Source organism: Pseudomonas sp. ABFPK (genome assembly GCF_001586765.1).
Taxonomy (GTDB): Bacteria; Pseudomonadota; Gammaproteobacteria; order Pseudomonadales; family Pseudomonadaceae; genus Aquipseudomonas; species Aquipseudomonas asiatica.
Window position 1 is genome coordinate 22,964 of record NZ_LQXW01000016.1, and the last position, 22,559, is coordinate 45,522.

32 protein-coding genes are annotated in these 22,559 nt (G+C 58.9%); 30 read left to right on the forward strand and 2 right to left on the reverse strand.

What is annotated here, in order from left to right; translation table 11 throughout:
* The first annotated feature begins 12 nt into the window (after nt 1–12).
* The 26 genes from rplB (at nt 13) to bfr (ending at nt 13,988) form a co-directional block, all read left to right on the forward strand.
* On the forward strand, nt 13–837 hold the full coding sequence (rplB, locus tag WM94_RS12685; RefSeq protein ID WP_015268750.1) for a 50S ribosomal protein L2: 825 nt from the start codon (nt 13–15) through the stop codon (nt 835–837).
* Between the two features lie 16 nt (nt 838–853).
* Nucleotides 854–1,129: a 30S ribosomal protein S19 gene (gene rpsS, locus WM94_RS12690; RefSeq protein ID WP_003255482.1), complete on the forward strand. Its 276-nt coding sequence runs from the start codon at nt 854–856 to the stop codon at nt 1,127–1,129.
* Nucleotides 1,130–1,140: 11 nt separating this feature from the next.
* Nucleotides 1,141–1,473, forward strand: coding sequence for a 50S ribosomal protein L22 (gene rplV / locus WM94_RS12695; protein WP_003103908.1), 333 nt, complete (start codon nt 1,141–1,143; stop codon nt 1,471–1,473).
* 13 nt (nt 1,474–1,486) lie between these two features.
* A complete protein-coding gene (gene rpsC, locus WM94_RS12700; protein ID WP_003255481.1) occupies nt 1,487–2,173 on the forward strand; it encodes a 30S ribosomal protein S3 in 687 nt (228 codons plus the stop codon).
* A gap of 12 nt (nt 2,174–2,185) precedes the next feature.
* Nucleotides 2,186–2,599, forward strand: coding sequence for a 50S ribosomal protein L16 (gene rplP / locus WM94_RS12705; RefSeq protein ID WP_003255479.1), 414 nt, complete (start codon nt 2,186–2,188; stop codon nt 2,597–2,599).
* On the forward strand, nt 2,599–2,790 hold the full coding sequence (rpmC, locus tag WM94_RS12710; RefSeq protein ID WP_002555481.1) for a 50S ribosomal protein L29: 192 nt from the start codon (nt 2,599–2,601) through the stop codon (nt 2,788–2,790). The genes rplP and rpmC overlap by 1 nt, the downstream gene beginning before the upstream one ends.
* Nucleotides 2,791–2,792: 2 nt before the next feature.
* On the forward strand, nt 2,793–3,059 hold the full coding sequence (rpsQ, locus tag WM94_RS12715; RefSeq protein ID WP_003255478.1) for a 30S ribosomal protein S17: 267 nt from the start codon (nt 2,793–2,795) through the stop codon (nt 3,057–3,059).
* A 23-nt stretch (nt 3,060–3,082) separates the two neighbouring features.
* Nucleotides 3,083–3,451, forward strand: a complete 369-nt coding sequence (rplN, locus tag WM94_RS12720; RefSeq protein ID WP_002555479.1) for a 50S ribosomal protein L14 — start codon at nt 3,083–3,085, stop codon at nt 3,449–3,451.
* 11 nt (nt 3,452–3,462) lie between these two features.
* Complete coding sequence (gene rplX, locus WM94_RS12725; protein WP_013970637.1) at nt 3,463–3,777, forward strand: 50S ribosomal protein L24; 315 nt, start codon at nt 3,463–3,465, stop codon at nt 3,775–3,777.
* Nucleotides 3,778–3,797: 20 nt separating this feature from the next.
* On the forward strand, nt 3,798–4,337 hold the full coding sequence (gene rplE, locus WM94_RS12730; RefSeq protein ID WP_003257095.1) for a 50S ribosomal protein L5: 540 nt from the start codon (nt 3,798–3,800) through the stop codon (nt 4,335–4,337).
* A 13-nt stretch (nt 4,338–4,350) separates the two neighbouring features.
* Nucleotides 4,351–4,656, forward strand: a complete 306-nt coding sequence (gene rpsN / locus WM94_RS12735) for a 30S ribosomal protein S14 (RefSeq protein ID WP_013970638.1) — start codon at nt 4,351–4,353, stop codon at nt 4,654–4,656.
* 209 nt (nt 4,657–4,865) lie between these two features.
* Nucleotides 4,866–5,258 (forward strand): 30S ribosomal protein S8, encoded by a 393-nt coding sequence (gene rpsH, locus WM94_RS12740; protein ID WP_009681971.1) that lies wholly within the window; start codon nt 4,866–4,868, stop codon nt 5,256–5,258.
* Between the two features lie 12 nt (nt 5,259–5,270).
* Nucleotides 5,271–5,804 carry a 50S ribosomal protein L6 gene (gene rplF, locus WM94_RS12745; protein WP_009681972.1) on the forward strand — a complete coding sequence of 178 codons (534 nt, stop codon included), beginning with the start codon at nt 5,271–5,273 and terminating at the stop codon, nt 5,802–5,804.
* A gap of 10 nt (nt 5,805–5,814) precedes the next feature.
* On the forward strand, nt 5,815–6,165 hold the full coding sequence (gene rplR / locus WM94_RS12750) for a 50S ribosomal protein L18 (RefSeq protein ID WP_009397496.1): 351 nt from the start codon (nt 5,815–5,817) through the stop codon (nt 6,163–6,165).
* A gap of 3 nt (nt 6,166–6,168) precedes the next feature.
* Nucleotides 6,169–6,669, forward strand: a complete 501-nt coding sequence (gene rpsE, locus WM94_RS12755; protein ID WP_003255465.1) for a 30S ribosomal protein S5 — start codon at nt 6,169–6,171, stop codon at nt 6,667–6,669.
* A gap of 2 nt (nt 6,670–6,671) precedes the next feature.
* The gene (rpmD, locus tag WM94_RS12760; protein ID WP_003255463.1) at nt 6,672–6,848 is read left to right on the forward strand and encodes a 50S ribosomal protein L30; all 177 of its coding nucleotides are present in this window, start codon (nt 6,672–6,674) and stop codon (nt 6,846–6,848) included.
* Nucleotides 6,849–6,851: 3 nt separating this feature from the next.
* A complete protein-coding gene (gene rplO, locus WM94_RS12765; protein ID WP_003257107.1) occupies nt 6,852–7,286 on the forward strand; it encodes a 50S ribosomal protein L15 in 435 nt (144 codons plus the stop codon).
* Complete coding sequence (gene secY, locus WM94_RS12770; protein ID WP_003257108.1) at nt 7,287–8,618, forward strand: preprotein translocase subunit SecY; 1,332 nt, start codon at nt 7,287–7,289, stop codon at nt 8,616–8,618.
* Between the two features lie 28 nt (nt 8,619–8,646).
* Nucleotides 8,647–8,763, forward strand: a complete 117-nt coding sequence (gene rpmJ / locus WM94_RS12775; protein WP_002555468.1) for a 50S ribosomal protein L36 — start codon at nt 8,647–8,649, stop codon at nt 8,761–8,763.
* A gap of 131 nt (nt 8,764–8,894) precedes the next feature.
* The gene (gene rpsM, locus WM94_RS12780; protein WP_003257112.1) at nt 8,895–9,251 is read left to right on the forward strand and encodes a 30S ribosomal protein S13; all 357 of its coding nucleotides are present in this window, start codon (nt 8,895–8,897) and stop codon (nt 9,249–9,251) included.
* 18 nt (nt 9,252–9,269) lie between these two features.
* On the forward strand, nt 9,270–9,659 hold the full coding sequence (gene rpsK / locus WM94_RS12785) for a 30S ribosomal protein S11 (protein ID WP_003255454.1): 390 nt from the start codon (nt 9,270–9,272) through the stop codon (nt 9,657–9,659).
* Between the two features lie 15 nt (nt 9,660–9,674).
* On the forward strand, nt 9,675–10,295 hold the full coding sequence (gene rpsD / locus WM94_RS12790; protein WP_003257114.1) for a 30S ribosomal protein S4: 621 nt from the start codon (nt 9,675–9,677) through the stop codon (nt 10,293–10,295).
* 22 nt (nt 10,296–10,317) lie between these two features.
* Entirely contained in the window at nt 10,318–11,319 is a 1,002-nt protein-coding gene (gene rpoA / locus WM94_RS12795) for a DNA-directed RNA polymerase subunit alpha (protein ID WP_003255452.1), read from the forward strand.
* A gap of 42 nt (nt 11,320–11,361) precedes the next feature.
* Nucleotides 11,362–11,748: a 50S ribosomal protein L17 gene (gene rplQ, locus WM94_RS12800; RefSeq protein ID WP_003255451.1), complete on the forward strand. Its 387-nt coding sequence runs from the start codon at nt 11,362–11,364 to the stop codon at nt 11,746–11,748.
* A 172-nt stretch (nt 11,749–11,920) separates the two neighbouring features.
* Complete coding sequence (locus tag WM94_RS12805) at nt 11,921–13,360, forward strand: catalase (RefSeq protein WP_039614598.1); 1,440 nt, start codon at nt 11,921–11,923, stop codon at nt 13,358–13,360.
* Nucleotides 13,361–13,523: 163 nt separating this feature from the next.
* Nucleotides 13,524–13,988, forward strand: coding sequence for a bacterioferritin (gene bfr / locus WM94_RS12810; protein ID WP_003257116.1), 465 nt, complete (start codon nt 13,524–13,526; stop codon nt 13,986–13,988).
* Nucleotides 13,989–14,104: 116 nt separating this feature from the next.
* Here the strand turns inward: bfr and uvrA are convergent, their stop codons facing one another.
* On the reverse strand, nt 14,105–16,939 hold the full coding sequence (uvrA, locus tag WM94_RS12815) for an excinuclease ABC subunit UvrA (protein WP_061551337.1): 2,835 nt from the start codon (nt 16,937–16,939) through the stop codon (nt 14,105–14,107).
* 129 nt (nt 16,940–17,068) lie between these two features.
* Here uvrA and WM94_RS12820 point away from each other — a divergent pair, with 129 nt between their 5' ends.
* Both WM94_RS12820 and WM94_RS12825 read left to right on the forward strand, forming a co-directional pair.
* Nucleotides 17,069–18,463: an MFS transporter gene (locus WM94_RS12820; protein WP_061551338.1), complete on the forward strand. Its 1,395-nt coding sequence runs from the start codon at nt 17,069–17,071 to the stop codon at nt 18,461–18,463.
* Between the two features lie 9 nt (nt 18,464–18,472).
* A complete protein-coding gene (locus WM94_RS12825) occupies nt 18,473–19,015 on the forward strand; it encodes a single-stranded DNA-binding protein (RefSeq protein ID WP_013970644.1) in 543 nt (180 codons plus the stop codon).
* Nucleotides 19,016–19,158: 143 nt separating this feature from the next.
* Here the strand turns inward: WM94_RS12825 and WM94_RS12830 are convergent, their stop codons facing one another.
* Nucleotides 19,159–20,541, reverse strand: coding sequence for a PLP-dependent aminotransferase family protein (locus tag WM94_RS12830; protein WP_061551339.1), 1,383 nt, complete (start codon nt 20,539–20,541; stop codon nt 19,159–19,161).
* 199 nt (nt 20,542–20,740) lie between these two features.
* Between WM94_RS12830 and WM94_RS12835 the strand changes: the two genes are divergently transcribed.
* Together WM94_RS12835 and WM94_RS12840 are read left to right on the forward strand one after the other, a co-directional pair.
* Entirely contained in the window at nt 20,741–21,526 is a 786-nt protein-coding gene (locus tag WM94_RS12835) for a TSUP family transporter (protein ID WP_061551340.1), read from the forward strand.
* Nucleotides 21,527–21,547: 21 nt separating this feature from the next.
* Nucleotides 21,548–22,309 (forward strand): SDR family NAD(P)-dependent oxidoreductase, encoded by a 762-nt coding sequence (locus tag WM94_RS12840; RefSeq protein WP_039614603.1) that lies wholly within the window; start codon nt 21,548–21,550, stop codon nt 22,307–22,309.
* Nucleotides 22,310–22,559 lie beyond the last annotated feature (250 nt).

Consider the following 22,559-nt stretch of genomic DNA (forward strand, 5'->3'; position numbering starts at 1 on the left):
AAGGGGTGCATCATGGCAATCGTTAAATGCAAACCGACTTCCCCTGGCCGCCGTTTCGTGGTCAAGGTGGTCAACCAGGAGCTGCACAAAGGCGCTCCTCACGCACCGCTGATCGAGAAGAAATCGAAGTCTGGTGGTCGTAACAACAATGGCCGCATCACCACTCGTCACGTTGGTGGTGGTCATAAGCAGCATTACCGTCTGGTCGACTTCCGTCGCAACGACAAAGATGGCATCCCAGCCACTGTCGAGCGTATCGAATACGACCCGAACCGTACTGCTCACATCGCCCTGCTGTGCTACGCAGACGGTGAGCGTCGCTACATCATCGCCCCTAAAGGCGTGAGCGCTGGCGACCAGCTGATCGCAGGTGCCCTGGCCCCAATCAAGGCCGGTAACTCCCTGCAGCTGCGCAATATCCCAGTAGGTAGCACCATTCACGGCATCGAACTGAAGCCGGGTAAAGGTGCTCAGATCGCTCGTTCCGCTGGTGCTTCGGCTCAGCTGATCGCTCGTGAAGGCGTCTACGTGACTCTGCGTCTGCGTTCCGGTGAGATGCGTAAAGTACTGGCTGAGTGCCGTGCGACCCTGGGCGAAGTCTCGAACTCCGAGCACAGCCTGCGTTCGCTGGGTAAAGCTGGTGCCAAACGCTGGCGCGGCGTTCGCCCAACCGTTCGTGGTGTTGCCATGAACCCGGTTGACCACCCACATGGTGGTGGTGAAGGTCGTACCTCCGGTGGTCGTCATCCGGTATCGCCATGGGGCTTCCCAACCAAGGGTGCGAAGACCCGTGGTAATAAGCGTACCGACAACATGATCGTCCGTCGTCGCAAGTAACTAGAGGGATACGACAGTGCCACGTTCTCTGAAAAAAGGTCCTTTTATCGATCTTCACCTGCTGAAGAAGGTCGAAGTGGCGGTGGAGAAGAACGATCGCAAGCCAGTTAAAACCTGGTCGCGCCGTTCGATGATCCTGCCACAAATGGTCGGTCTGACCATCGCGGTACACAACGGTCGTCAACATGTCCCAGTTCTGGTGAACGAAGACATGGTCGGCCACAAACTGGGCGAGTTCGCCGGTACCCGCACCTATCGCGGGCACGTGGCTGACAAGAAAGCCAAGCGTTAAGGGGTAAGGAAATGGAAGTAGCCGCTAAGTTGTCGGGCGCTCGCATCTCCGCCCAGAAAGCCCGCTTGGTCGCCGACCAGATCCGCGGGAAGAAGGTGGGCGAAGCGCTCAACCTGTTGGCCTTCAGCAGCAAAAAAGCCGCTGAAATCATGAAGAAAGTCCTCGAGTCGGCCGTTGCCAACGCCGAACACAACGAAGGCGCAGACGTTGATGACCTGAAGGTCTCCACCGTCTTCGTCAACGAAGGGCGTTCGCTGAAGCGCATCATGCCACGTGCCAAAGGCCGTGCTGATCGCATCGTCAAGCGGTCTTGCCATATCACTGTCAAGGTTGCGGACAAGTAACGGAGTCGATCAGATGGGTCAGAAAGTACATCCCACTGGCATTCGCCTGGGAATCGTCAAGGAGCACACCTCCGTCTGGTACGCAGACGGTGCTACTTACGCAGATTACCTGTTGAAGGATCTGAAAACGCGTGAGTACCTCCAAGACAAACTAAAAAGCGCGTCCGTAAGCCGTATCGATATTCATCGTCCGGCTCAAACTGCACGCATCACCATCCACACCGCTCGTCCCGGTATCGTTATCGGTAAGAAAGGTGAAGATGTCGAGAAGCTGCGTCAGGACCTGACCAAGCAGATGGGTGTGCCTGTGCACATCAACATCGAAGAGATCCGCAAGCCGGAACTCGACGCTATGCTGGTTGCGCAGAGCGTAGCTCAGCAGCTGGAACGCCGCGTAATGTTCCGTCGCGCCATGAAGCGCGCCGTACAGAACGCCATGCGTATTGGTGCCAAGGGCATCAAGATCCAGGTGAGCGGTCGTCTCGGCGGTGCTGAGATTGCTCGTACCGAGTGGTATCGCGAAGGTCGTGTGCCTCTGCACACCCTGCGTGCCGATATCGACTACAACACCTACGAAGCTCACACCACTTACGGTGTGATCGGTGTGAAGGTTTGGATCTTCAAAGGCGAAGTTATTGGTGGTCGCCAAGAAGAACTGAAACCACAAGCACCAGCGCCTCGTAAAAAAGCTGCTAAGTAAGGGGTACGCCAAATGTTGCAACCAAAGCGTACAAAATTCCGCAAGCAGATGACTGGCCACAACCGTGGTCTGGCACTGCGCGGTAGCAAAGTCAGCTTCGGCGAATTCGCCCTGAAAGCTGTTGCTCGCGGTCGCCTCACCGCTCGCCAGATCGAGTCCGCACGTCGTGCGCTGACCCGTCACGTAAAACGTGGCGGTAAGATCTGGATCCGTGTGTTCCCGGACAAGCCGATCTCCAAGAAGCCTCTCGAGGTTCGTATGGGTAAAGGTAAGGGTTCCGTGGAATACTGGGTTGCCCAGATTCAGCCAGGCAAAGTCCTGTATGAAATCGAGGGTGTTTCTGAAGAGCTGGCGCGCGAAGCTTTCGCCCTGGCTGCTGCAAAGCTGCCTCTCGCCACCTCCTTTGTTAAGCGGACGGTGATGTGATGAAAGCGAATGAACTTCGTGAAAAATCGGCACAGCAACTGAATGAGCAACTGCTCGGCTTGCTGCGCGACCAGTTCAATCTGCGTATGCAGAAAGCAACTGGCCAGTTGGGGCAGTCGCACCTGCTCTCGCAAGTTAAGCGTGACATCGCTCGCGTGAAAACTGTGCTCAACCAGCAGGCAGGTAAGTGATCATGGCTGAAGCTGAAAAAACCGTCCGTACGCTGACTGGCCGTGTCGTCAGCGACAAAATGGACAAGACCATCACCGTTCTGATCGAGCGTCGCGTAAAGCACCCGATCTACGGTAAATACGTTAAGCGTTCGACTAAGCTGCACGCGCACGACGAAGCCAACCAGTGCAAGATCGGCGACAAGGTTTCCATCCGTGAAACCCGTCCGCTGGCCAAGACCAAGTCCTGGGCACTGGTTGAAGTCCTCGAACGCGCTGTTGAAGTCTAAGGGCTAGGGGTCGGAGAAATTTTATGATTCAGACTCAATCCATGCTCGATGTGGCCGATAACAGCGGCGCTCGTCGCGTCATGTGCATCAAGGTGCTCGGTGGTTCGCACCGCCGTTACGCCGGCATCGGTGACATCATCAAGGTAACCGTCAAGGAAGCAATTCCGCGCGGTAAGGTCAAGAAAGGCCAAGTGATGACTGCTGTTGTCGTGCGCACCCGTCACGGTGTTCGTCGCGCTGACGGTTCCATCATTCGTTTCGACGGCAACGCTGCTGTTCTGCTGAACAACAAGCAAGAGCCGATCGGCACTCGCATCTTCGGGCCAGTGACCCGTGAACTTCGTACCGAGAAGTTCATGAAGATCGTCTCGCTCGCCCCTGAAGTGCTGTAAGGAGATCCGACATGCAAAAGATTCGTCGTGACGACGAGATCATCGTGATCGCCGGCAAAGACAAAGGTAAGCGCGGTAAGGTGCTGAAGGTTCTGGCTGACAACCGTCTGGTTGTTGGTGGTGTGAACCTGGTCAAGCGTCATACCAAGCCTAACCCGATGGCGGGCGTACAGGGCGGTATCGTCGAAAAAGAAGCGCCTCTGCACGCTTCCAACGTTGCCATCTTCAACGGCGAAACCAACAAGGCTGACCGCGTTGGTTTCAAAGTAGAAGACGGTAAAAAAATTCGTGTCTTCAAGTCGACCCAAAAAGCGGTTGATGCTTGAACACTGCTAGGTAGAAGACCATGGCACGACTGAAAGAGATTTACCGGAACGAAATCGCTCCTAAGCTTAAGGAAGAACTTAAGCTGTCGAACGTGATGGAAGTTCCGCGCGTTACCAAGATCACCCTGAACATGGGTCTGGGCGAAGCGATCGGCGACAAGAAAGTCATCGAGCACGCTGTTGCCGACCTGGAAAAGATCACTGGTCAAAAGCCGGTTGTGACTTTCGCTCGTAAATCCATCGCGGGCTTCAAAGTCCGTGAAGGCTGGCCGATCGGTGTCAAGGTGACCCTGCGTCGCGACAAAATGTACGAATTCCTGGACCGCCTGCTGGCGATCTCCCTGCCTCGGGTTCGCGACTTCCGCGGCCTGAATGCCAAGTCCTTCGACGGCCGTGGCAACTACAGCATGGGCGTGAAAGAGCAGATCATCTTCCCGGAAATCGACTACGACAAGATCGATGCTCTGCGCGGTTTGGACATCACCCTGACCACCACTGCTCGTTCGGACGACGAAGGCCGCGCTCTGCTGCGTGCTTTCAAGTTCCCGTTCCGCAACTGATTGGAGTAGGAAAATGGCCAAGAAGAGCATGAAAAACCGCGAGCTGAAGCGTCAGCTCACGGTAGCCAAGTACGCCAAAAAGCGTGCCGAGCTGAAAGCGACCATCGTCAACCTGAACGCCTCTCCTGAAGAGCGTTTCGCTGCCGTTGTCGCCCTGCAGAAGCAGCCACGTGATGCCAGCGCTTCGCGTCTGCGCAACCGTTGCCGCCTGACCGGTCGTCCTCACGGTGTATACCGTAAGTTCGGCCTGGGCCGTAACATGCTGCGTCAAGCTGCAATGCGCGGTGACGTACCAGGTCTGGTCAAGGCCTCCTGGTAATCGCTGCAGGCTGGATCCCGGCGGAAGGGGAGCAATCTTCCGACCGCCGGTGACCTCGCCAACAAACAAGCCCCTATATGGGGCTTGTTTCGTTTCTACCTTGTGTCTAGAATGACCGGCTCACCTGAGCCTGGGTTTTTTGCCCTGTCCGCTCGGGTGGTTGTGATAGCCGCAAGGCTAATAATTCTTGTATCAGGAGCATCTAGCCCATGAGTATGCAGGACCCGTTAGCGGACATGCTAACTCGCATCCGTAATGCCCAGATGGCTGAAAAGTCCGTCGTAAGCATGCCTTCCTCCACCCTGAAGGTCGCGGTTGCCAAAGTTCTGAAAGACGAAGGTTACATCGCCGGCTACCAGGTAACTGGTGAGGCCAAGCCTTCCCTGTCGATCGAACTGAAGTACTTCGAAGGCCGTCCGGTCATCGAGGAGCTGAAGCGCTCCAGCCGTCCAGGCCTGCGCCAGTACAAGTCCGTCGCAGAACTGCCGAAAGTACGTGGCGGTCTGGGCGTGTCTATCGTCTCCACCAACAAAGGTGTGATGACTGATCGCGCTGCGCGCGCTGCCGGTGTCGGCGGCGAAGTTCTGTGCACAGTGTTCTAAGGGGAGATAGGCATGTCTCGCGTCGCTAAGAACCCCGTTAAGCTGCCAGCAGGCGTCGAAGTCAAATTCGCCGGCCAGCAGCTTTCGGTGAAGGGTGCCAAAGGCACTCTCGAACTGAACGTTCACTCGTCTGTTGAAGTTACCGAAGAGTCTGGCGAGCTGCGTTTCGTCGCTCGTAACGGTGACCAGCAAGCTCGCGCCATGGCCGGTACCACCCGCGCTCTGGTGAACAACATGGTCCAGGGCGTAAGCCAAGGCTTCGAGCGCAAGCTCCAGCTGGTCGGTGTTGGTTACAAGGCACAGGCCAAGGGCACCGTCCTGAACCTGGCCCTGGGCTTCTCGCACCCAGTGGACTACGAACTGCCAGCCGGTATCACCGCTGAAACCCCAAGCCAGACCGACATCCTGATCAAGGGTATCGACAAGCAGCTGGTGGGTCAGGTGGCCGCTGAAATCCGCGACTTCCGTCCGCCAGAGCCTTACAAAGGCAAGGGTGTGCGTTACGCGGACGAAGTAGTCCGTCGTAAAGAAGCCAAGAAGAAGTAGGGCCTAGCAAATGACCGACAAAAAAGTTACTCGACTGCGTCGCGCTCGCAAAGCACGTCTCAAGATGCACGAACTCGAAGTCGTGCGCCTGTGCGTGTTCCGCTCCTCGCAGCACATCTACGCCCAGGTCATTTCGGCCGACGGCAGCAAGGTTCTGGCAAGCGCCTCGACCTTGGACAAAGAACTGCGTGATGGCGCCACTGGCAACATCGACGCGGCCACTAAGGTTGGCAAGCTGGTAGCTGAGCGTGCGAAAGCCGCCGGTGTATCTCAAGTTGCCTTTGACCGTTCCGGCTTCAAGTACCACGGCCGCGTCAAAGCGCTGGCTGATGCTGCTCGTGAAGGCGGGCTGGAGTTCTAAGTTATGGCAAATAACGATCAAAAGCGCGACGAAGGCTACATCGAGAAGCTGGTTCAAGTTAACCGCGTTGCCAAAACCGTAAAAGGCGGCCGTATCTTCACCTTCACCGCGCTGACCGTGGTAGGTGATGGTAAGGGCCGTGTTGGCTTCGGCCGTGGCAAGTCGCGCGAAGTACCTGCCGCGATCCAGAAAGCCATGGAAGCTGCTCGCCGCAACATGATCCAGGTTGACCTGAAGGGCACCACCCTGCAGTACGCCACCAAGGCTGCCCACGGCGCCTCGAAGGTTTACATGCAGCCTGCCTCGGAAGGTACCGGTATCATCGCCGGTGGCGCAATGCGTGCTGTCCTGGAAGTTGCTGGTGTTCAGAACGTTCTGGCCAAGTGCTACGGTTCGACCAACCCAGTGAACGTGGTTTACGCCACCTTCAAGGGTCTGAAAGCCATGCAATCTCCTGAATCCATTGCTGCCAAGCGCGGCAAGAGCGTCGAGGAGATCTTCTGATCATGGCAACCGTAAAAGTAACGCTGATCAAGAGCGTCTCGGGCCGTCTGCCTAACCACAAGCTGTGCGTTAAGGGCCTGGGTCTGCGTCGCATCGGTCACACTGTAGAAGTCCAGGATACTCCCGAAAACCGCGGGATGATCAACAAGGCTTACTACATGCTGAAGGTCGAGGGTTAATCGATGAAACTCAATGATCTGAGTCCAGCGCCGGGTTCCCGTCGCGAGAAGCATCGTCCAGGTCGTGGTATCGGTAGCGGTCTGGGTAAGACCGGCGGCCGTGGCCACAAAGGTCAGACTTCCCGTTCAGGTGGTTCGATCGCTCCTGGCTTCGAAGGCGGTCAACAGCCGCTGCACCGTCGTCTGCCGAAGTTCGGCTTCGTTTCCCTGAAAGCCATGGATCGCGCCGAAGTGCGTCTGTCCGAGCTGGCCAAGGTGGAAGGCGACGTGATCTCCGTGCAATCCCTGAAGGATGCCAACGTGATCGGCCAGAACGTACAGCGCGTGAAAATCATGCTGTCTGGCGAAGTCACTCGCGCAGTCACCATCAAGGGTATCGCAGCCACCAAGGGTGCGCGTGCGGCTATCGAAGCAGCTGGCGGCAAGTTCGAGGAATAAATGGCTAAGCAAGGTGCTCTCTCTTCGCTCGGTAAGGGCGGGATGTCGGAACTCTGGGCTCGTCTGCGCTTTCTGTTCATGGCGATCATCGTCTATCGGATAGGTGCGCATATCCCGGTTCCTGGCATCAATCCAGACCGTCTGGCGGATCTGTTTCGGCAGAATGAGGGGACCATTCTTAGCTTGTTCAACATGTTTTCCGGTGGCGCGCTTGAGCGCATGAGCATCTTTGCACTGGGGATCATGCCGTACATCTCGGCATCGATCATCATGCAGCTGATGACGGCGGTCAGCCCGCAACTGGAACAGTTGAAGAAGGAAGGTGAAGCTGGCCGTCGCAAGATCAGCCAGTACACCCGCTACGGCACCGTTATCCTGGCACTGGTTCAAGCCATTGGCATGTCCATTGGCCTGGCCAACCAGGGCGTGGCGTTTTCTGTAGGCCTGGGCTTCCATGTCGTTGCCGTCTCCACCTTCGTGGCAGGCGCGATGTTCATGATGTGGCTGGGCGAGCAGATCACCGAGCGCGGTGTGGGCAACGGTATCTCGATGTTGATCTTCGCGGGTATCGTTGCCGGTCTTCCGAGAGCAATCGGGCAGTCTTTCGAGTCTGCGCGCACAGGCGATATCAACATTTTCGCCCTGGTCGCTATCGGTTTGCTGGCAGTAGCGATTATCGGTTTTGTGGTGTTCATTGAGCGTGGTCAGCGTCGTATCGCCGTTCACTACGCCAAGCGTCAGCAGGGCCGCAAGGTCTTCGCTGCGCAGACCAGCCACTTGCCGCTGAAGGTGAACATGGCGGGGGTTATCCCGGCCATTTTCGCGAGCAGCATTCTGCTGTTCCCGGCTTCGCTGGGTGCCTGGTTCGGTCAGTCCGAAGGTATGGGCTGGCTGCAGGACATCTCGCAGTCGATCGCTCCTGGTCAGCCGTTGAACATTCTGCTGTTTAGTGCAGGGATCATTTTCTTCTGCTTCTTCTACACAGCGCTGATGTTCAACCCGAAAGACGTAGCGGAAAACCTGAAGAAGTCCGGTGCCTTTATTCCGGGTATCCGTCCTGGTGAGCAGTCGGCACGCTACATTGATGGCGTTCTGACCCGTCTGACCATGTTCGGTGCTCTTTACATGATGGCCGTCTGCCTTCTGCCCCAGTTCCTGGTGGTGGCAGCAAATGTGCCGTTCTACCTTGGCGGGACCTCGTTGCTGATTGTGGTAGTGGTTGTGATGGACTTCATGTCCCAAGTACAATCGCACCTCGTTTCGCACCAGTACGAATCCCTGATGAAGAAAGCCAACCTGAAAGGCTACGGTGGCAGCGGTCTGCTGCGCTGATACGCCCCTAAGGTTCGAGGAGTCGGTAATGAAAGTTCGTGCATCGGTGAAAAAGCTGTGCCGTAACTGCAAGATCATCCGTCGCGAAGGCGTCGTACGAGTGATCTGCAGCGCGGAACCGCGTCACAAACAGCGCCAAGGCTGAGTGTGATCTGCGCTTCAAACCCAGCAGCTAGTGTGCTGCTGGGTTGATTATTCGTTTCTACAGCGATATTATCTCGCGCCCTATTTCTTGGCTTCCGGGGCGTAGGTAGCTGTCAATTGGAGTCCCACTGAATGGCCCGTATTGCAGGCGTCAACATTCCAGATAACAAGCATGCTGTTATCTCGCTGACCTACATCTATGGTGTCGGTCGCACTACTGCACAGAAGATCTGTGCAGACGCTGGTGTAAACCCAGCCGCTAAGATCAAGGATCTGAGCGACGAGCAAATCGAAACCCTGCGTGGCGAAGTCGCGAAGTTCACCACCGAAGGTGACCTGCGTCGTGACATCAACATGAAGATCAAGCGCTTGATGGACCTGGGTTGCTACCGCGGCCTGCGTCATCGTAAAGGTCTGCCGGTTCGCGGTCAGCGCACCAAGACCAACGCACGCACCCGTAAGGGCCCGCGTAAGCCGATCCGCAAGTAATCGCCCAGGAATATAGACATGGCAAAACCTGCTGCTCGTCCTCGTAAGAAAGTCAAAAAGACAGTGGTTGATGGCATCGCCCACATCCATGCCTCTTTCAACAACACCATCGTGACCATCACCGACCGTCAGGGCAACGCTTTGTCCTGGGCGACCTCCGGTGGTTCGGGTTTCCGTGGTTCGCGCAAATCCACCCCGTTCGCAGCCCAGATCGCTGCTGAGCGTGCTGGTCAAGCTGCGCTGGAATACGGTCTGAAGAACCTCGACGTAAACGTCAAGGGTCCAGGTCCAGGTCGTGAGTCCGCCGTTCGTGCACTGAACAGCTGCGGCTACAAGATCGCCAGCATCACCGACGTGACGCCAATCCCGCACAACGGGTGCCGTCCGCCGAAGAAGCGTCGCGTGTAATCAGGAGACAGATAAATGGCACGTTACATTGGTCCAAAATGCAAACTGTCTCGTCGTGAAGGCACTGACCTGTTCCTGAAGAGCGGCGTTCGCGCTCTGGAATCGAAGTGCAACATCGAAGCAGCCCCAGGTATCCACGGCCAGCGCCGTGGCCGTCAGTCCGACTACGGTACCCAGCTGCGCGAGAAGCAAAAAGTTCGTCGTATCTACGGTGTTCTGGAGCGTCAGTTCCGCGGTTACTACCAGGCTGCAGCCTCGAAAAAAGGCGCAACCGGTGAGAACCTGCTGCAACTGCTCGAGTGCCGTCTGGATAACGTCGTCTACCGTATGGGCTTCGGCTCGACTCGTTCCGAGTCCCGTCAGCTGGTTTCGCACAAAGCGATCAGCGTCAACGGTAAGACTGTAAACATTCCATCCTACCAAGTTCGTCCGGGTGACGTGGTCGCGGTTCGCGAGAAGTCGCTGAACCAGCTGCGCATTGTTCAAGCCCTTGAACTGTGCGCCCAGCGTGGCCGCGTTGAGTGGGTTGACGTGGATGCTGCTAAAAAGTCGGGCGTTTTCAAGAACGTTCCTGCTCGCAGTGACCTGTCTGCCGACATCAACGAGAACCTGATTGTCGAGCTCTACTCCAAGTAAGGGCTAGAAAATAGGTGCATCCATGCAGATTTCGGTAAATGAGTTCCTGACTCCCCGCCACATTGATGTGCAGGTAGTCAGTCCGACCCGCGCCAAGATTACGCTCGAGCCTCTCGAGCGTGGTTTCGGCCATACCCTGGGCAACGCGCTGCGCCGCATCCTGTTGTCCTCCATGCCTGGCTGTGCAGTAGTCGAGGCCGAGATCGACGGCGTACTCCACGAGTACTCCGCGATCGAAGGTGTTCAGGAAGACGTCATTGAAATCCTGTTGAACCTGAAAGGCCTGGCTATCAAACTGCACGGTCGTGACGAAGTTACGCTGACCTTGTCGAAAAAGGGTTCGGGGGTGGTTACCGCTGCCGATATTCAGCTGGATCACGATGTCGAGATCGTCAACCCCGATCACGTAATCGCGAACCTGGCGTCGAACGGCGCCCTGAACATGAAGCTCACTGTAGCTCGTGGTCGTGGTTACGAGCCGGCCGACTCCCGTCAAACCGACGAAGACGAAAGCCGTAGCATTGGCCGTCTGCAGTTGGACGCTTCGTTCAGCCCGGTGCGTCGTATCGCCTATGTGGTCGAGAACGCCCGTGTTGAACAGCGTACCAACCTGGACAAGCTGGTCATTGATCTGGAAACCAACGGCACCCTGGATCCTGAAGAGGCTATCCGCCGCGCTGCGACCATCCTGCAACAGCAGCTGGCCGCGTTCGTCGACCTCAAAGGTGACAGCGAGCCTGTCGTAGTCGAGCAGGAAGACGAGATCGATCCGATCCTGCTGCGTCCGGTTGACGACCTGGAACTGACTGTACGTTCGGCCAACTGCCTCAAGGCGGAGAACATCTACTACATCGGCGACCTGATTCAGCGTACCGAAGTAGAACTGTTGAAGACTCCTAACCTGGGCAAGAAGTCCCTGACTGAAATCAAGGACGTCCTGGCCTCTCGTGGTCTGTCTCTCGGCATGCGCCTCGACAACTGGCCGCCTGCAAGTCTTAAGAAAGACGACAAGGCGACCGCCTGATCGTCGTAATCACCGAACGTAGTGTTTGGTAAGGAATGAATCATGCGTCATCGTAAAAGTGGACGTCACCTGAGCCGTACCAGCTCTCACCGCAAGGCTATGTTCCAGAACATGGCAGTGTCGCTGATCGAGCACGAGCTGATCAAAACCACCCTGCCGAAAGCCAAGGAACTGCGCCGCGTTGCCGAGCCGCTGATCACCCTGGCCAAGGAAGACAGCGTAGCTAACCGCCGTCTGGCCTTCGATCGTACCCGTTCGAAGTCCGCTGTTGGCAAGCTGTTCAACGACCTGGGCAAGCGTTACGCCACCCGTCAGGGCGGCTACCTGCGCATCCTGAAGTGCGGTTTCCGCGCTGGCGACAACGCTCCTATGGCGTACGTCGAGCTGGTTGATCGTCCGGTCGGCGGCGCTGTAGAAGCTGCTGAGTAAGACGTTCTGTCTGCTACAAAGAACCGGGCCTAGTGCCCGGTTTTTTGTTTCAACATGTATTGTTTATTTCTATTGATTCAAGTCATGTAATGCATTTGTTCTTGTAACCTTGCTCGTCAATACTCTCTCCAGAGCCGATTAGCCGGCGCTTGAAGACCGATAAGGAGAGCCCATGAGCAAGATTCTCACCACCGCCAGCGGTGCACCTGTAGCAGACAACCAGAATTCCCGTTCCGCCGGCCCGCGCGGCCCGCTGCTGCTCGACGACTTCCATCTGATCGAGAAGCTTGCCCACTTCAACCGCGAGAACATTCCTGAGCGCCGCGTACACGCAAAAGGCTCGGGAGCTTACGGCACCTTTACCGTCACCCGCGATATCACCGATTACACCAGTGCCAAGTTGTTTGAACAGGTTGGCAAGGAGACCGAAACCTTCCTGCGCTTCTCGACCGTTGGTGGTGAGCGTGGCTCCGCTGATACCGAGCGCGATCCCCGTGGTTTTGCCGTCAAGTTCTACACCGAGGAGGGCAACTGGGATATCGTCGGCAACAATACGCCGGTGTTCTTCATCCGCGACCCACTGAAGTTTCCGGACTTTATCCACACCCAGAAGCGTCACCCACAATCCAACCTGAAGAACGCTCAGATGATGTGGGACTTCTGGTCGCACTCTCCCGAGGCGCTGCATCAGGTCACCATTCTGTTCTCCGATCGCGGCATTCCGGACGGCTACCGCCACATGCACGGCTTCGGTAGCCATACCTACAGCCTGATCAATGCCAAGGGTGAACGCACCTGGGTCAAATGGCACTTCAAGACCCAGCAAGGCATCAAGAACCTCGCTCCGGCAGATGCTGCGCGTCTGGCAGGTACTGACCCGGACTACGCCCAGCGCGACCTGTTCGAAGCCATCGAGCGGGGCGATTACCCACGCTGGACCGTATGCATCCAGGTGATGAGCGAAGCCGAGGCTGCCAGCCGCGACGAAAACCCCTTCGACGTTACCAAGACCTGGTCGCAGAAGGTCTACCCGCTGATTGAAGTGGGTGTGCTGGAGCTCAACCGTAACCCGCTCAACTACTTTGCCGAGGTCGAGCAGGCTGCGTTTGGCCCGAGCAACATGGTGCCGGGTGTTGGCCTGTCGCCGGACCGCATGCTGCAAGGGCGGGTATTCGCCTACGCCGACGCGCATCGCTACCGGGTGGGTACCAACCACCAGCAGCTGCCGGTGAACGCACCACGCTGCCCGGTCAACAGCTACCAGCGTGATGGTTCCATGGCCGCTGGCAGTTACGGCAGCGCGCCGAACTATGAGCCCAACAGCTACAGCGATGCGCCGAAGCAGTCACCAGGCCACGCCGAGCCTGCACTGGCCCTGAATGGTTCGGCAGACCGCTACGACCACCGCGAGGACACCGACTACTACAGCCACGCCGGCGCGCTGTTCCGCCTGATGAGCGATGAGCAGAAAGCCCTACTGATAAACAACATTGCCGGCACCATGGCAGGCGTCAGCGAAGACGTTATCCAGCGTCAGCTGCAATACTTCTTCAAGGCCGATCCGGCCTATGGCGAAGGGGTTGCCAAGGCCTTGGGCATCAATCTCGCCTAAGTCGAAGTGATAAGAAGAACCGCCCTCATTTGGGCGGTTTTTCAATGAATATCACTACTGTTTAACCGATTTTTTGCTTCTAATTGCGCGGTTTTCAGTGACCGCGGGCAAAAGCTGGTTCACACTATATGGCATAGACGTTTTCACATGGAGAAGCAGGGCGATGCAAGGTCACCCGGACGTAATCAACTACCTCGTTACGCTGCTGAAGGGCGAACTGGCGGCTCGCGACCAGTACTTCATTCACTCGCGTATGTACGAAGACTGGGGCCTGTCCAAGCTCTACGAGCGCATCAACCACGAAATGGAAGAAGAGACGCAGCACGCCGATGCCCTGATGCGTCGCATCCTCATGCTCGAAGGCACCCCTGACATGCGCGCGGATGACCTGGAAGTGGGCAGCACCGTGCCGGAAATGATCGAGGCCGACCTCAAGCTCGAGTACAAGGTACGCGGCGCGCTGTGCAAAGGCATCGAACTGTGCGAATTGCACAAGGACTACATCAGCCGCGACATCCTGCGCGCTCAGTTGGCTGATACCGAAGAAGATCACACCTACTGGCTGGAGAAGCAGCAGGGGCTGATCAAGGCCATTGGCCTCGAGAATTACCTGCAGTCGCAGATGTAAAAGGCTGGGGCTGCTCTGCAGCCCTATCGCGACAAAAGGCCGCTCCCACAGGGAAATGCATTCCTCCTGTGGAGCGGCCTTTTGTCGCGAAAAGGGCGCAAAGCGCCCCCAAGGCCTTATGCCCGATCCCGCTCCAGCAACGGTTTCAGGTAGTGCCCGGTATACGACTGCTTCATCGTACTCAGTTCTTCCGGCGTACCGCAGGCAATGATTTGCCCGCCTTTCGAACCACCCTCCGGCCCCAGATCCACCAGCCAATCCGCGGTCTTGATCACATCCAGGTTGTGCTCGATCACCACCACGGTATTGCCGTGGTCGCGCAGGCGATGCAGCACGTCCAGCAACTGCTGAATATCGGCAAAGTGCAGGCCCGTGGTCGGCTCGTCGAGGATGTACAGGGTCTTGCCGGTGTCACGCTTGGACAGTTCGCGCGACAGCTTCACTCGCTGTGCCTCACCGCCCGACAGCGTGGTCGCCGACTGGCCCAGCTTGATGTATGACAGCCCCACATCCATCAACGTCTGCAGCTTGCGCGCCAGCGCCGGCACTGCGTCGAAGAACTCGCGGGCATCCTCGATGGTCATTTCCAGCACCTCGTGGATGTTCTTGCCCTTGTACTTGATCTCCAGGGTTTCGCGGTTGTAGCGCTTGCTCTTGCACACGTCGCACGGCACATAGATGTCCGGCAGGAAGTGCATCTCCACCTTGATCAGGCCATCGCCCTGGCAGGCCTCGCAACGGCCTCCCTTGACGTTGAACGAGAAACGCCCCGGACCATAGCCGCGCGAACGCGATTCCGGCACACCGGAGAACAGCTCGCGGATCGGCGTGAAGATGCCGGTGTAGGTCGCCGGGTTCGAGCGAGGGGTGCGGCCGATCGGGCTCTGGTCGATGTCCACTACCTTGTCCAGGTGCTGCAGGCCATCCATGCTGGCATGCGGCGCCGCTTCCAGGCTGCTTGAGCCATTCAGGGCGGTCGCGGCCAGTGGGAACAGGGTGTTGTTGATCAGTGTCGACTTGCCCGAACCGGACACCCCCGTCACGCAGGTCAGCAGGCCGATCGGGATTTCAAGGTCGACGTTTTGCAGGTTGTTGCCACGCGCGCCCTTGAGCTTGAGTTGCAGCTTCTTGTTGCGCGGCGTGCGCTTGGCCGGCACTACGATCTTCTTGCGCCCTGACAGGTACTTGCCGGTCAGCGAGTCGGGGTGCTCCATGACCTCCTGCGGCGACCCCTCGGCGACGATCTGACCGCCGTGCACGCCGGCCCCAGGGCCGATGTCCACCACGTAGTCGGCCAGGCGAATGGCGTCCTCGTCGTGTTCCACCACGATCACCGTGTTGCCCAGGTCGCGCAGGTGATTGAGGGTGGCCAGCAGGCGGTCGTTGTCACGCTGATGAAGGCCGATGGACGGCTCATCGAGGATGTACATCACTCCCACCAGGCCAGCACCGATCTGGCTGGCCAGGCGGATACGCTGCGCTTCGCCACCGGACAGGGTATCAGCGCTGCGGTCCAGGGTGAGATAGTCGAGACCGACGTTCACCAGGAACTGCAGGCGCTCGCAGATTTCCTTGAGGATCTTCGCCGCAATCTCGCCACGGCGTCCGGTCAGAGTCAGCTCGCCGAAGTAGTTGCTGGCTTCACCGATCGGCAGGTTGGTCACTGCCGGTAGCGTTTTTTCGCCCACCCACACATACCTTGCCTCACGGCGCAGGCGGGTGCCGCGGCAATCGGGGCACGGCTGGGTGCCGAGAAACTTGGCCAGTTCTTCGCGCACGGTGGCCGACTCGGTCTCGCGGTAGCGACGCTCCAGGTTCGGCACGATGCCTTCGAACGGGTGCGAGCGCTTGACGATGTCGCCACGGTCGTTGAGGTACTTGAAGTCGACGCTCTGCTTGCCGCTGCCCTGCAGGATCACCTTCTGGTGCTCGGCCGAAAGCTGGCCGAATGGTTCCTCCAGGCTGAAGCCGTAATGCGCGGCCAGCGAGCCGAGCATCTGGAAGTAGTACACGTTGCGCCGGTCCCAGCCGCGGATCGCGCCTTCGGCCAAGGTGAGCTCGGCATTGACCAGGCGCTTGGTGTCGAAGAACTGCTTCACCCCCAGGCCATCGCAGGTAGGGCAGGCGCCGGCGGGGTTGTTGAAGGAGAACAGCTTCGGCTCCAGCTCGCTGATGGCGTGGCCACAGACCGGGCAGGCGAAACGCGCGGAGAAAATCGTCTCCTCGCCTGGCTCGTCATCCATCGGCGCTACCAGGGCTATGCCGTCGGCCAGCTTGAGCGCGGTCTCGAACGACTCGGCCAGGCGCTGTTGCAGGTCGGCGCGGACCTTGAAACGGTCCACCACCACATCGATGCTGTGTTTTTTCTGCTTGTCCAGCTTGGGCAGTTCGTCGAGTTCGTAGAGCTTGCCGTTTACCCGGGCGCGCACGAAGCCCTGGGCGCGCAGCTCGTCGAACACCGCCAGGTGCTCGCCCTTGCGCTCGCGCACCACCGGCGCCAGCAGCATCAGCTTGCTGCCTTCCGGTCGCTCCAGCACCAGGTCGACCATCTGGCTGATCGTTTGCGCTTCCAGCGGGATATCGTGATCCGGGCAGCGTGGGGTACCCACGCGAGCGTACAGCAGGCGCAGATAGTCGTAGATTTCGGTGATGGTGCCGACCGTGGAGCGGGGGTTGTGCGAGGTCGACTTCTGCTCGATGGAAATGGCCGGCGACAGGCCTTCGATGGTGTCGACGTCGGGCTTTTCCATCATCGACAGGAACTGCCGGGCGTAGGCCGACAGCGATTCCACATAGCGGCGCTGGCCTTCGGCGTACAGGGTGTCGAATGCCAGGGACGACTTGCCGGAACCGGACAGGCCGGTGATCACGATCAGCTTGTCCCGGGGCAGGGTCAGGTCGATGTTCTTCAGGTTGTGGGTACGTGCCCCACGAATCAGGATCTTGTCCACTGCGGCCTCGCTCGGCGGGCATAAACAAGGAAGTATACGGCGCCCTGCCATTACGCGGCAAAGCGTCGCGTAGATGCCGTCAAGCTGTCGGACTGATAGAATCGCCGCCGGTTCACACGAGGTTAATCCATGCACGACACCCACAACGAGCGTATGAGTGGCGGCGAAACCCGCGCCGCTGGCGGCCTGGCCCTGGTCTTTGCCTTTCGTATGCTGGGCATGTTCATGGTCTTGCCGGTGCTGGCCACCTACGGCATGGACCTGGCCGGTGCCACGCCTGCGCTGATCGGCCTGGCCATTGGTGCCTATGGCCTGACCCAGGCCGTATTGCAGATCCCGTTCGGGATCATTTCCGATCGCATCGGCCGCCGGCCTGTGATTTACCTGGGGCTGGTCATCTTTGCCCTGGGCAGTGTATTGGCGGCCCAGGCCGACTCCATCTGGGGTGTGATTGCCGGGCGTATCCTGCAGGGTGCCGGGGCGATTTCCGCTGCGGTCATGGCGCTGCTGTCCGACCTCACCCGCGAGCAGCATCGGACCAAGGCCATGGCCATGATCGGCATGAGCATCGGCCTTTCGTTTGCTGTCGCCATGGTCGTCGGCCCATTGCTGACTCGTGCCTTTGGCTTGTCAGGATTGTTCCTCGCCACGGCAGGACTTGCCCTGGTCGGCATCCTGCTGATCGCCTTTGTGGTGCCCAATACCCACAGCATCCTGCAGCACCGTGAGTCGGGTGTGGCGCGCCAGGCCATCGGCCCGACCCTGCGCCATCCGGACCTTCTGCGCCTGGATGTGGGCATCTTCATCCTCCACGCCATCCTCATGGCCAGCTTCGTCGCATTGCCACTGGCCTTTGTCGAGCGCGGCGGTCTTCCGAAGGAACAGCACTGGTGGGTGTACCTGACCGCGTTGTTCATCTCATTTTTTGCAATGGTCCCGTTCATCATCTATGGCGAAAAAAAGCGCAAGATGAAACGCGTGCTGGCCGGGGCGGTCAGTGTGTTGCTGCTGGTGGAGGTGTTCTTCTGGCAGTGGGCTGACGGTTTGCGCGGACTGGTGATCGGCACCGTGGTATTCTTTACTGCATTCAACCTGCTGGAGGCATCGCTGCCTTCGCTGGTGAGCAAGGTGTCGCCTGCAGGTGGCAAGGGGACGGCAATGGGGGTCTACTCCACCAGCCAGTTCCTCGGCGCTGCCCTGGGAGGAATCCTCGGTGGCTGGTTGTTCCAGCACGGCGGGCTGAACATGGTGTTCCTCGGTTGTGCGGTACTGTGTGCCATCTGGTTGGTCGTCGCCTTGCGCATGAACGAGCCGCCCTATGTGACCAGCCTGCGCATGCCGCTGACGCCAGAGGCAGTCCGGGAAGCCGGCCTGACCGAGCGCCTGATGGCTGTGCCAGGTGTGACCGACGCCGTCGTGGTGGCGGAAGAAGCCGCCATCTATATCAAACTGGATACGAAAATTTTGGACCGTACGACCCTCGAGCGCCTGGTGAACCCGGCCTCTTCGGCGTGCGAAGCCTAGGAGAACGTTATGGCCCGTGGGGTTAACAAAGTCATTCTGGTCGGCACCTGTGGCCAGGATCCCGAAGTCCGCTACCTGCCCAACGGTAACGCCGTGACCAACCTGAGCCTGGCTACCAGCGAGCAGTGGACCGACAAGCAGTCGGGCCAGAAGGTCGAGCGTACCGAGTGGCACCGTGTGTCGCTGTTCGGCAAGGTTGCCGAAATCGCCGGCGAATATCTGCGCAAAGGTTCGCAGTGCTACATCGAAGGCAAGCTGCAGACCCGCGAGTGGGAAAAAGACGGCATCAAGCGCTACACCACCGAGATCATCGTCGACATCAACGGCACCATGCAGCTGCTCGGCGGTCGTCCGCAGAACCAGCAGCAGGGCGGTGACCCGTACAACCAGGGTGGCGGCAACTACGGTGGCGGCCAGCCGCAGCAGTACAACCAGGCCCCACGCCAGCAGGCCCCGCGCCCGCAACAGGCTCCTCAGCGCCCGGCCCCGCAGCAGCCAGCCCCGCAGCCGGCGGCTGACTTCGACAGCTTCGATGACGATATTCCGTTCTGATCAGAACGGTTAGGCGTCTGGCAAGACCAGAAACCCAGGGCAGTTGCCCTGGGTTTTTTTATGGGCGGTGCCGCGTACCTTTTTGTGGGCGGGTTTGCCCGAGAATGAATTGGTACCGACTGCCACTCCAGTAGCGAGCCTGATCAATAGAACAACCGTGGCTCCGGCGAGTCCAGCAGGCTGACCAGCTTGGTCAGGGCAAAGCCCAACTCCTGACGGCTGGGGGCCATCAAGGCGATGCGCACGCCGCAGCTGGCGTGGCTGCGCTCTGGCAGGAACTGGCTGCCACTGACTACAGTGACGCCGTTGTTACGCGCCAGGTTGGCGAATTCGTCGCTGGTCCACGGCTCGGGCAACTCCAGCCAGATGTGGAAGCTGTTGGGCTGGCTGCGGATCTTGTACTTGCCAAGGATCTCCTGGGCCATTTGCTGGCGCGCGGCAGCCTCTTCCTGTTGTTCTCGCACCAACTGGTCGGCCATGCCGCTGTTGATCAGGTTGCTGGCCAGTTGTGCCATCAACGGCGATGGCATCCAGACGCTGCTGCGTACCATCGACGATAGCCGCGAGAGGGTTTGCGGTGGGGCGTACAGGTAACCGATACGCAGCGCCGGCAGCACACTTTTGGACAGGCTGGTGAGATACACCGAACGTTCTGGCGCGTACGCCGCCAGTGGCTGGTAATCCGGTGCGGGTTCAAGGAAGCCGTAGATATCGTCATCGACGATGAACAGGTCGAACTCGCGGGCGATCTCTGCGATGGCCTGGCGCCGTGCGTGGGGCATGATTGAGTTGGTGGGGTTCTGGTGGGTGGTGACACACACCAGCAGGGAAGGGCGATGCTCCAGGCAGGCCGCGCGCAATGCCTCGGGAATAAGGCCATGCTCGTCCATGGCCACGCCACGCAGGCGTCGGCCCATGCTGTGGGCCAGGGAGATGATGCCTGGGTAGCAGAACGATTCGCACAGCACCACATCGTCGCTCTTCGACAGGCTGCTTATGGCCACCAATAGTCCATGCTGGGCGCCAGAGGTCAGTACAACTTGTTGCCAGCGCGCGCCAGGCAGCCAGCGCCGAATCCAGTCTGCACCTGCTTGTTTGTGGGAGGTGTGACCACCTTCTGTCACATAGTCGAGTACCTGTCCCAGGTCCGCAGAGGTGGCCAGCTCGCTGATGGCTGCACCCAGCCACTCACTCATGTGGGCGTCGTTGGGTTTGATGATCGAGAGATCGATCTGGCTGCTTTCGCCAGTAACTGGTGTAGGCACCGACGGGGCGGATAACCGCTGTCGCAACTGCCTGACAAATGTGCCACGGCCTACCTCTCCAACCACCAGGCCGCGCTTGGCGGCTTCGTCGTAGGCTCTTCCAACGGTGCCGGGGGTTACATTCAGTGCCTCGGCAAGGTCTTTGAGGGTGGGCAAACGATCGCCTGCTGCAAGCCGACCACTTTCGATGTCCTGTTCAAGGGCATTAGCGATCATCAGGTAAACCGGCTGGGTTTGATCGCCGTATTGAGGGACCCACATGGAAATGGCACCAGATTCTGCAATTGCGCGCAGCCTAACATGAAAGCCAGGATGCGGGTAATGATGGCAATCTTCGTCATTGAGTCGATTTAATTCGATATTGCATCGATTCAATTTTTGTAATTACAATCATCGCGCTGATTGGGACATGCACACTTGCGTTGTGCTTGGCCGGACACTCCACTGGATGGACTTCGCTATGGAAATTCTGGGCGCTTTCTGGGCGGAACACTGGTTGCTGGCGGTGCTCATGCTTGGGGCTATCGCTTTCGTTGCCGGCTTCGTAGACAGCATTGCCGGTGGCGGCGGGTTGTTCCTGGTGCCGGGCTTTCTGCTGGTCGGCATGCCGCCGCAGGTTGCCCTCGGCCAGGAAAAACTGGTCAGTACCCTTGGCACACTGGCAGCCATTCGCAACTTCCTGGCCAATAGCAAGATGGTCTGGCAGGTGGCGCTGGTCGGCGTGCCATTCTCGTTGCTCGGTGCCTACCTGGGAGCGCACCTGATCGTCTCGATCTCCCAGGAAGCCGTGGGCAAGATCATCCTGGCGCTGATCCCCTTCGGCATCCTCATCTTCCTCACCCCTAAGGACCGCCCGGTCGAGGAGCGCGAACTGTCATCGCGCATGCTCTTCACCGTGGTGCCGCTGACCTGCCTGGTCATCGGCTTCTACGACGGCTTCTTCGGCCCGGGTACCGGCAGCATGTTCATCATCGCGTTCCACTACCTGCTGCGCATGGACCTGGTCTCCAGCTCGGCCAATTCAAAAACCTTCAACTTCGCATCCAACATCGGCGCTTTGGTGGCCTTCGTCATTGCCGGCAAGGTCGTCTACCTGCTGGCGGTGCCGCTGGTGGCCTGCAACATCCTCGGTAACCACCTTGGCAGTGCACTGGCCCTGCGCAAGGGCAACGAAGTGGTGCGCAAGGCGCTGGTGTTCTCGATGCTCTGCCTGTTCACCAGCCTGGGCGTGAAGTACCTGGCCTGACCCTTCCACAGGAGACAACTGATGAAAACTGCATTCGTAACCGGCGCCTCCTCGGGCTTTGGCCGCGCCATCTGCCGTACCTTGATCGGCAAAGGCTACCGCGTGATCGGTGGCGCCCGGCGCATGGACAAGCTGCAAGCGCTGGCCGCCGAGCTAGGCGTCAATTTCATTCCGCTGGCGCTGGATGTCACCGACCCGGTGTCGCTCGAGAAGGCGGTCGAGCAGATTACTGATGCGTCACTGCAGGTCGACCTGCTGGTCAATAATGCCGGGCTGGCGCTGGGCGTGGACCGTGCCCAGGCCAGTAGTGCGGAAAACTGGCAGCGGATGATCGACACCAACATCACTGGCCTGGCCATGGTCACCCACAAGATCCTGCCGCAGATGGTGGAAGCTGACAGCGGCATGATCATCAATATCGGCTCGATCGCCGGCACCTATCCCTACCCGGGCGGTAACGTGTATGGCGCCAGCAAGGCCTTCGTTCGCCAGTTCAGCCTCAACCTGCGCGCCGATCTGGCGGGCACCCGCGTTCGAGTGAGCAACATCGAGCCTGGGCTGTGCTCGGGGACCGATTTCTCGGTGGTGCGCCTGAACGGTGATCTGGATGCCGTGCAGGCGCTGTATCGGGACGTGGAGGCCATCCTGCCCGAGGACATCGCGGCCACGGTGGCCTGGATTGCCGAGCAGCCGGCGCATGTGAACATCAATACCATCGAGATCATGCCGGTGGCCCAGAGCAGTGCGGCGCTGAACGTGGTGCGCAACCTGCCGGCTTGCTGATCGGCCGGTGGTGGATGGCACCGGTGTTGCCGGTGTTCGCGGGCACGCCCGCTCCAACAGGAATGGCGCCCTGCTTCGGGCATGTGCAGTAACTGTGGGAGCGGGTTCACCCGCGAATCAGGCAGCACAGCGCCTTCAGCTGACCCATGTCATCGCACCTTCTCGATTCTTGGCTAGTCTTTACTGTTGGCGGCCATCAATTGGCCGCCACCGTGACTACCAAGAGGCGCCGGCCATGTTCCGTGCGTCC

Coding starts and splice junctions, on each gene's coding strand:
- rplB (WP_015268750.1), top strand. CDS start 13: ATGGCAATCGTTAAATGCAAACCGACTTCCCCTGGCCGCCGTTTCGTG.
- rplV (WP_003103908.1), top strand. CDS start 1,141: ATGGAAGTAGCCGCTAAGTTGTCGGGCGCTCGCATCTCCGCCCAGAAA.
- rpsC (WP_003255481.1), top strand. CDS start 1,487: ATGGGTCAGAAAGTACATCCCACTGGCATTCGCCTGGGAATCGTCAAG.
- rplP (WP_003255479.1), top strand. CDS start 2,186: ATGTTGCAACCAAAGCGTACAAAATTCCGCAAGCAGATGACTGGCCAC.
- rpmC (WP_002555481.1), top strand. CDS start 2,599: ATGAAAGCGAATGAACTTCGTGAAAAATCGGCACAGCAACTGAATGAG.
- rpsQ (WP_003255478.1), top strand. CDS start 2,793: ATGGCTGAAGCTGAAAAAACCGTCCGTACGCTGACTGGCCGTGTCGTC.
- rplN (WP_002555479.1), top strand. CDS start 3,083: ATGATTCAGACTCAATCCATGCTCGATGTGGCCGATAACAGCGGCGCT.
- rplX (WP_013970637.1), top strand. CDS start 3,463: ATGCAAAAGATTCGTCGTGACGACGAGATCATCGTGATCGCCGGCAAA.
- rplE (WP_003257095.1), top strand. CDS start 3,798: ATGGCACGACTGAAAGAGATTTACCGGAACGAAATCGCTCCTAAGCTT.
- rpsN (WP_013970638.1), top strand. CDS start 4,351: ATGGCCAAGAAGAGCATGAAAAACCGCGAGCTGAAGCGTCAGCTCACG.
- rpsH (WP_009681971.1), top strand. CDS start 4,866: ATGAGTATGCAGGACCCGTTAGCGGACATGCTAACTCGCATCCGTAAT.
- rplF (WP_009681972.1), top strand. CDS start 5,271: ATGTCTCGCGTCGCTAAGAACCCCGTTAAGCTGCCAGCAGGCGTCGAA.
- rplR (WP_009397496.1), top strand. CDS start 5,815: ATGACCGACAAAAAAGTTACTCGACTGCGTCGCGCTCGCAAAGCACGT.
- rpsE (WP_003255465.1), top strand. CDS start 6,169: ATGGCAAATAACGATCAAAAGCGCGACGAAGGCTACATCGAGAAGCTG.
- rpmD (WP_003255463.1), top strand. CDS start 6,672: ATGGCAACCGTAAAAGTAACGCTGATCAAGAGCGTCTCGGGCCGTCTG.
- rplO (WP_003257107.1), top strand. CDS start 6,852: ATGAAACTCAATGATCTGAGTCCAGCGCCGGGTTCCCGTCGCGAGAAG.
- secY (WP_003257108.1), top strand. CDS start 7,287: ATGGCTAAGCAAGGTGCTCTCTCTTCGCTCGGTAAGGGCGGGATGTCG.
- rpmJ (WP_002555468.1), top strand. CDS start 8,647: ATGAAAGTTCGTGCATCGGTGAAAAAGCTGTGCCGTAACTGCAAGATC.
- rpsM (WP_003257112.1), top strand. CDS start 8,895: ATGGCCCGTATTGCAGGCGTCAACATTCCAGATAACAAGCATGCTGTT.
- rpsK (WP_003255454.1), top strand. CDS start 9,270: ATGGCAAAACCTGCTGCTCGTCCTCGTAAGAAAGTCAAAAAGACAGTG.
- rpsD (WP_003257114.1), top strand. CDS start 9,675: ATGGCACGTTACATTGGTCCAAAATGCAAACTGTCTCGTCGTGAAGGC.
- rpoA (WP_003255452.1), top strand. CDS start 10,318: ATGCAGATTTCGGTAAATGAGTTCCTGACTCCCCGCCACATTGATGTG.
- rplQ (WP_003255451.1), top strand. CDS start 11,362: ATGCGTCATCGTAAAAGTGGACGTCACCTGAGCCGTACCAGCTCTCAC.
- WM94_RS12805 (WP_039614598.1), top strand. CDS start 11,921: ATGAGCAAGATTCTCACCACCGCCAGCGGTGCACCTGTAGCAGACAAC.
- bfr (WP_003257116.1), top strand. CDS start 13,524: ATGCAAGGTCACCCGGACGTAATCAACTACCTCGTTACGCTGCTGAAG.
- WM94_RS12820 (WP_061551338.1), top strand. CDS start 17,069: ATGCACGACACCCACAACGAGCGTATGAGTGGCGGCGAAACCCGCGCC.
- WM94_RS12825 (WP_013970644.1), top strand. CDS start 18,473: ATGGCCCGTGGGGTTAACAAAGTCATTCTGGTCGGCACCTGTGGCCAG.
- WM94_RS12830 (WP_061551339.1), bottom strand. CDS start 20,541: ATGTGGGTCCCTCAATACGGCGATCAAACCCAGCCGGTTTACCTGATG.
- WM94_RS12835 (WP_061551340.1), top strand. CDS start 20,741: ATGGAAATTCTGGGCGCTTTCTGGGCGGAACACTGGTTGCTGGCGGTG.
- WM94_RS12840 (WP_039614603.1), top strand. CDS start 21,548: ATGAAAACTGCATTCGTAACCGGCGCCTCCTCGGGCTTTGGCCGCGCC.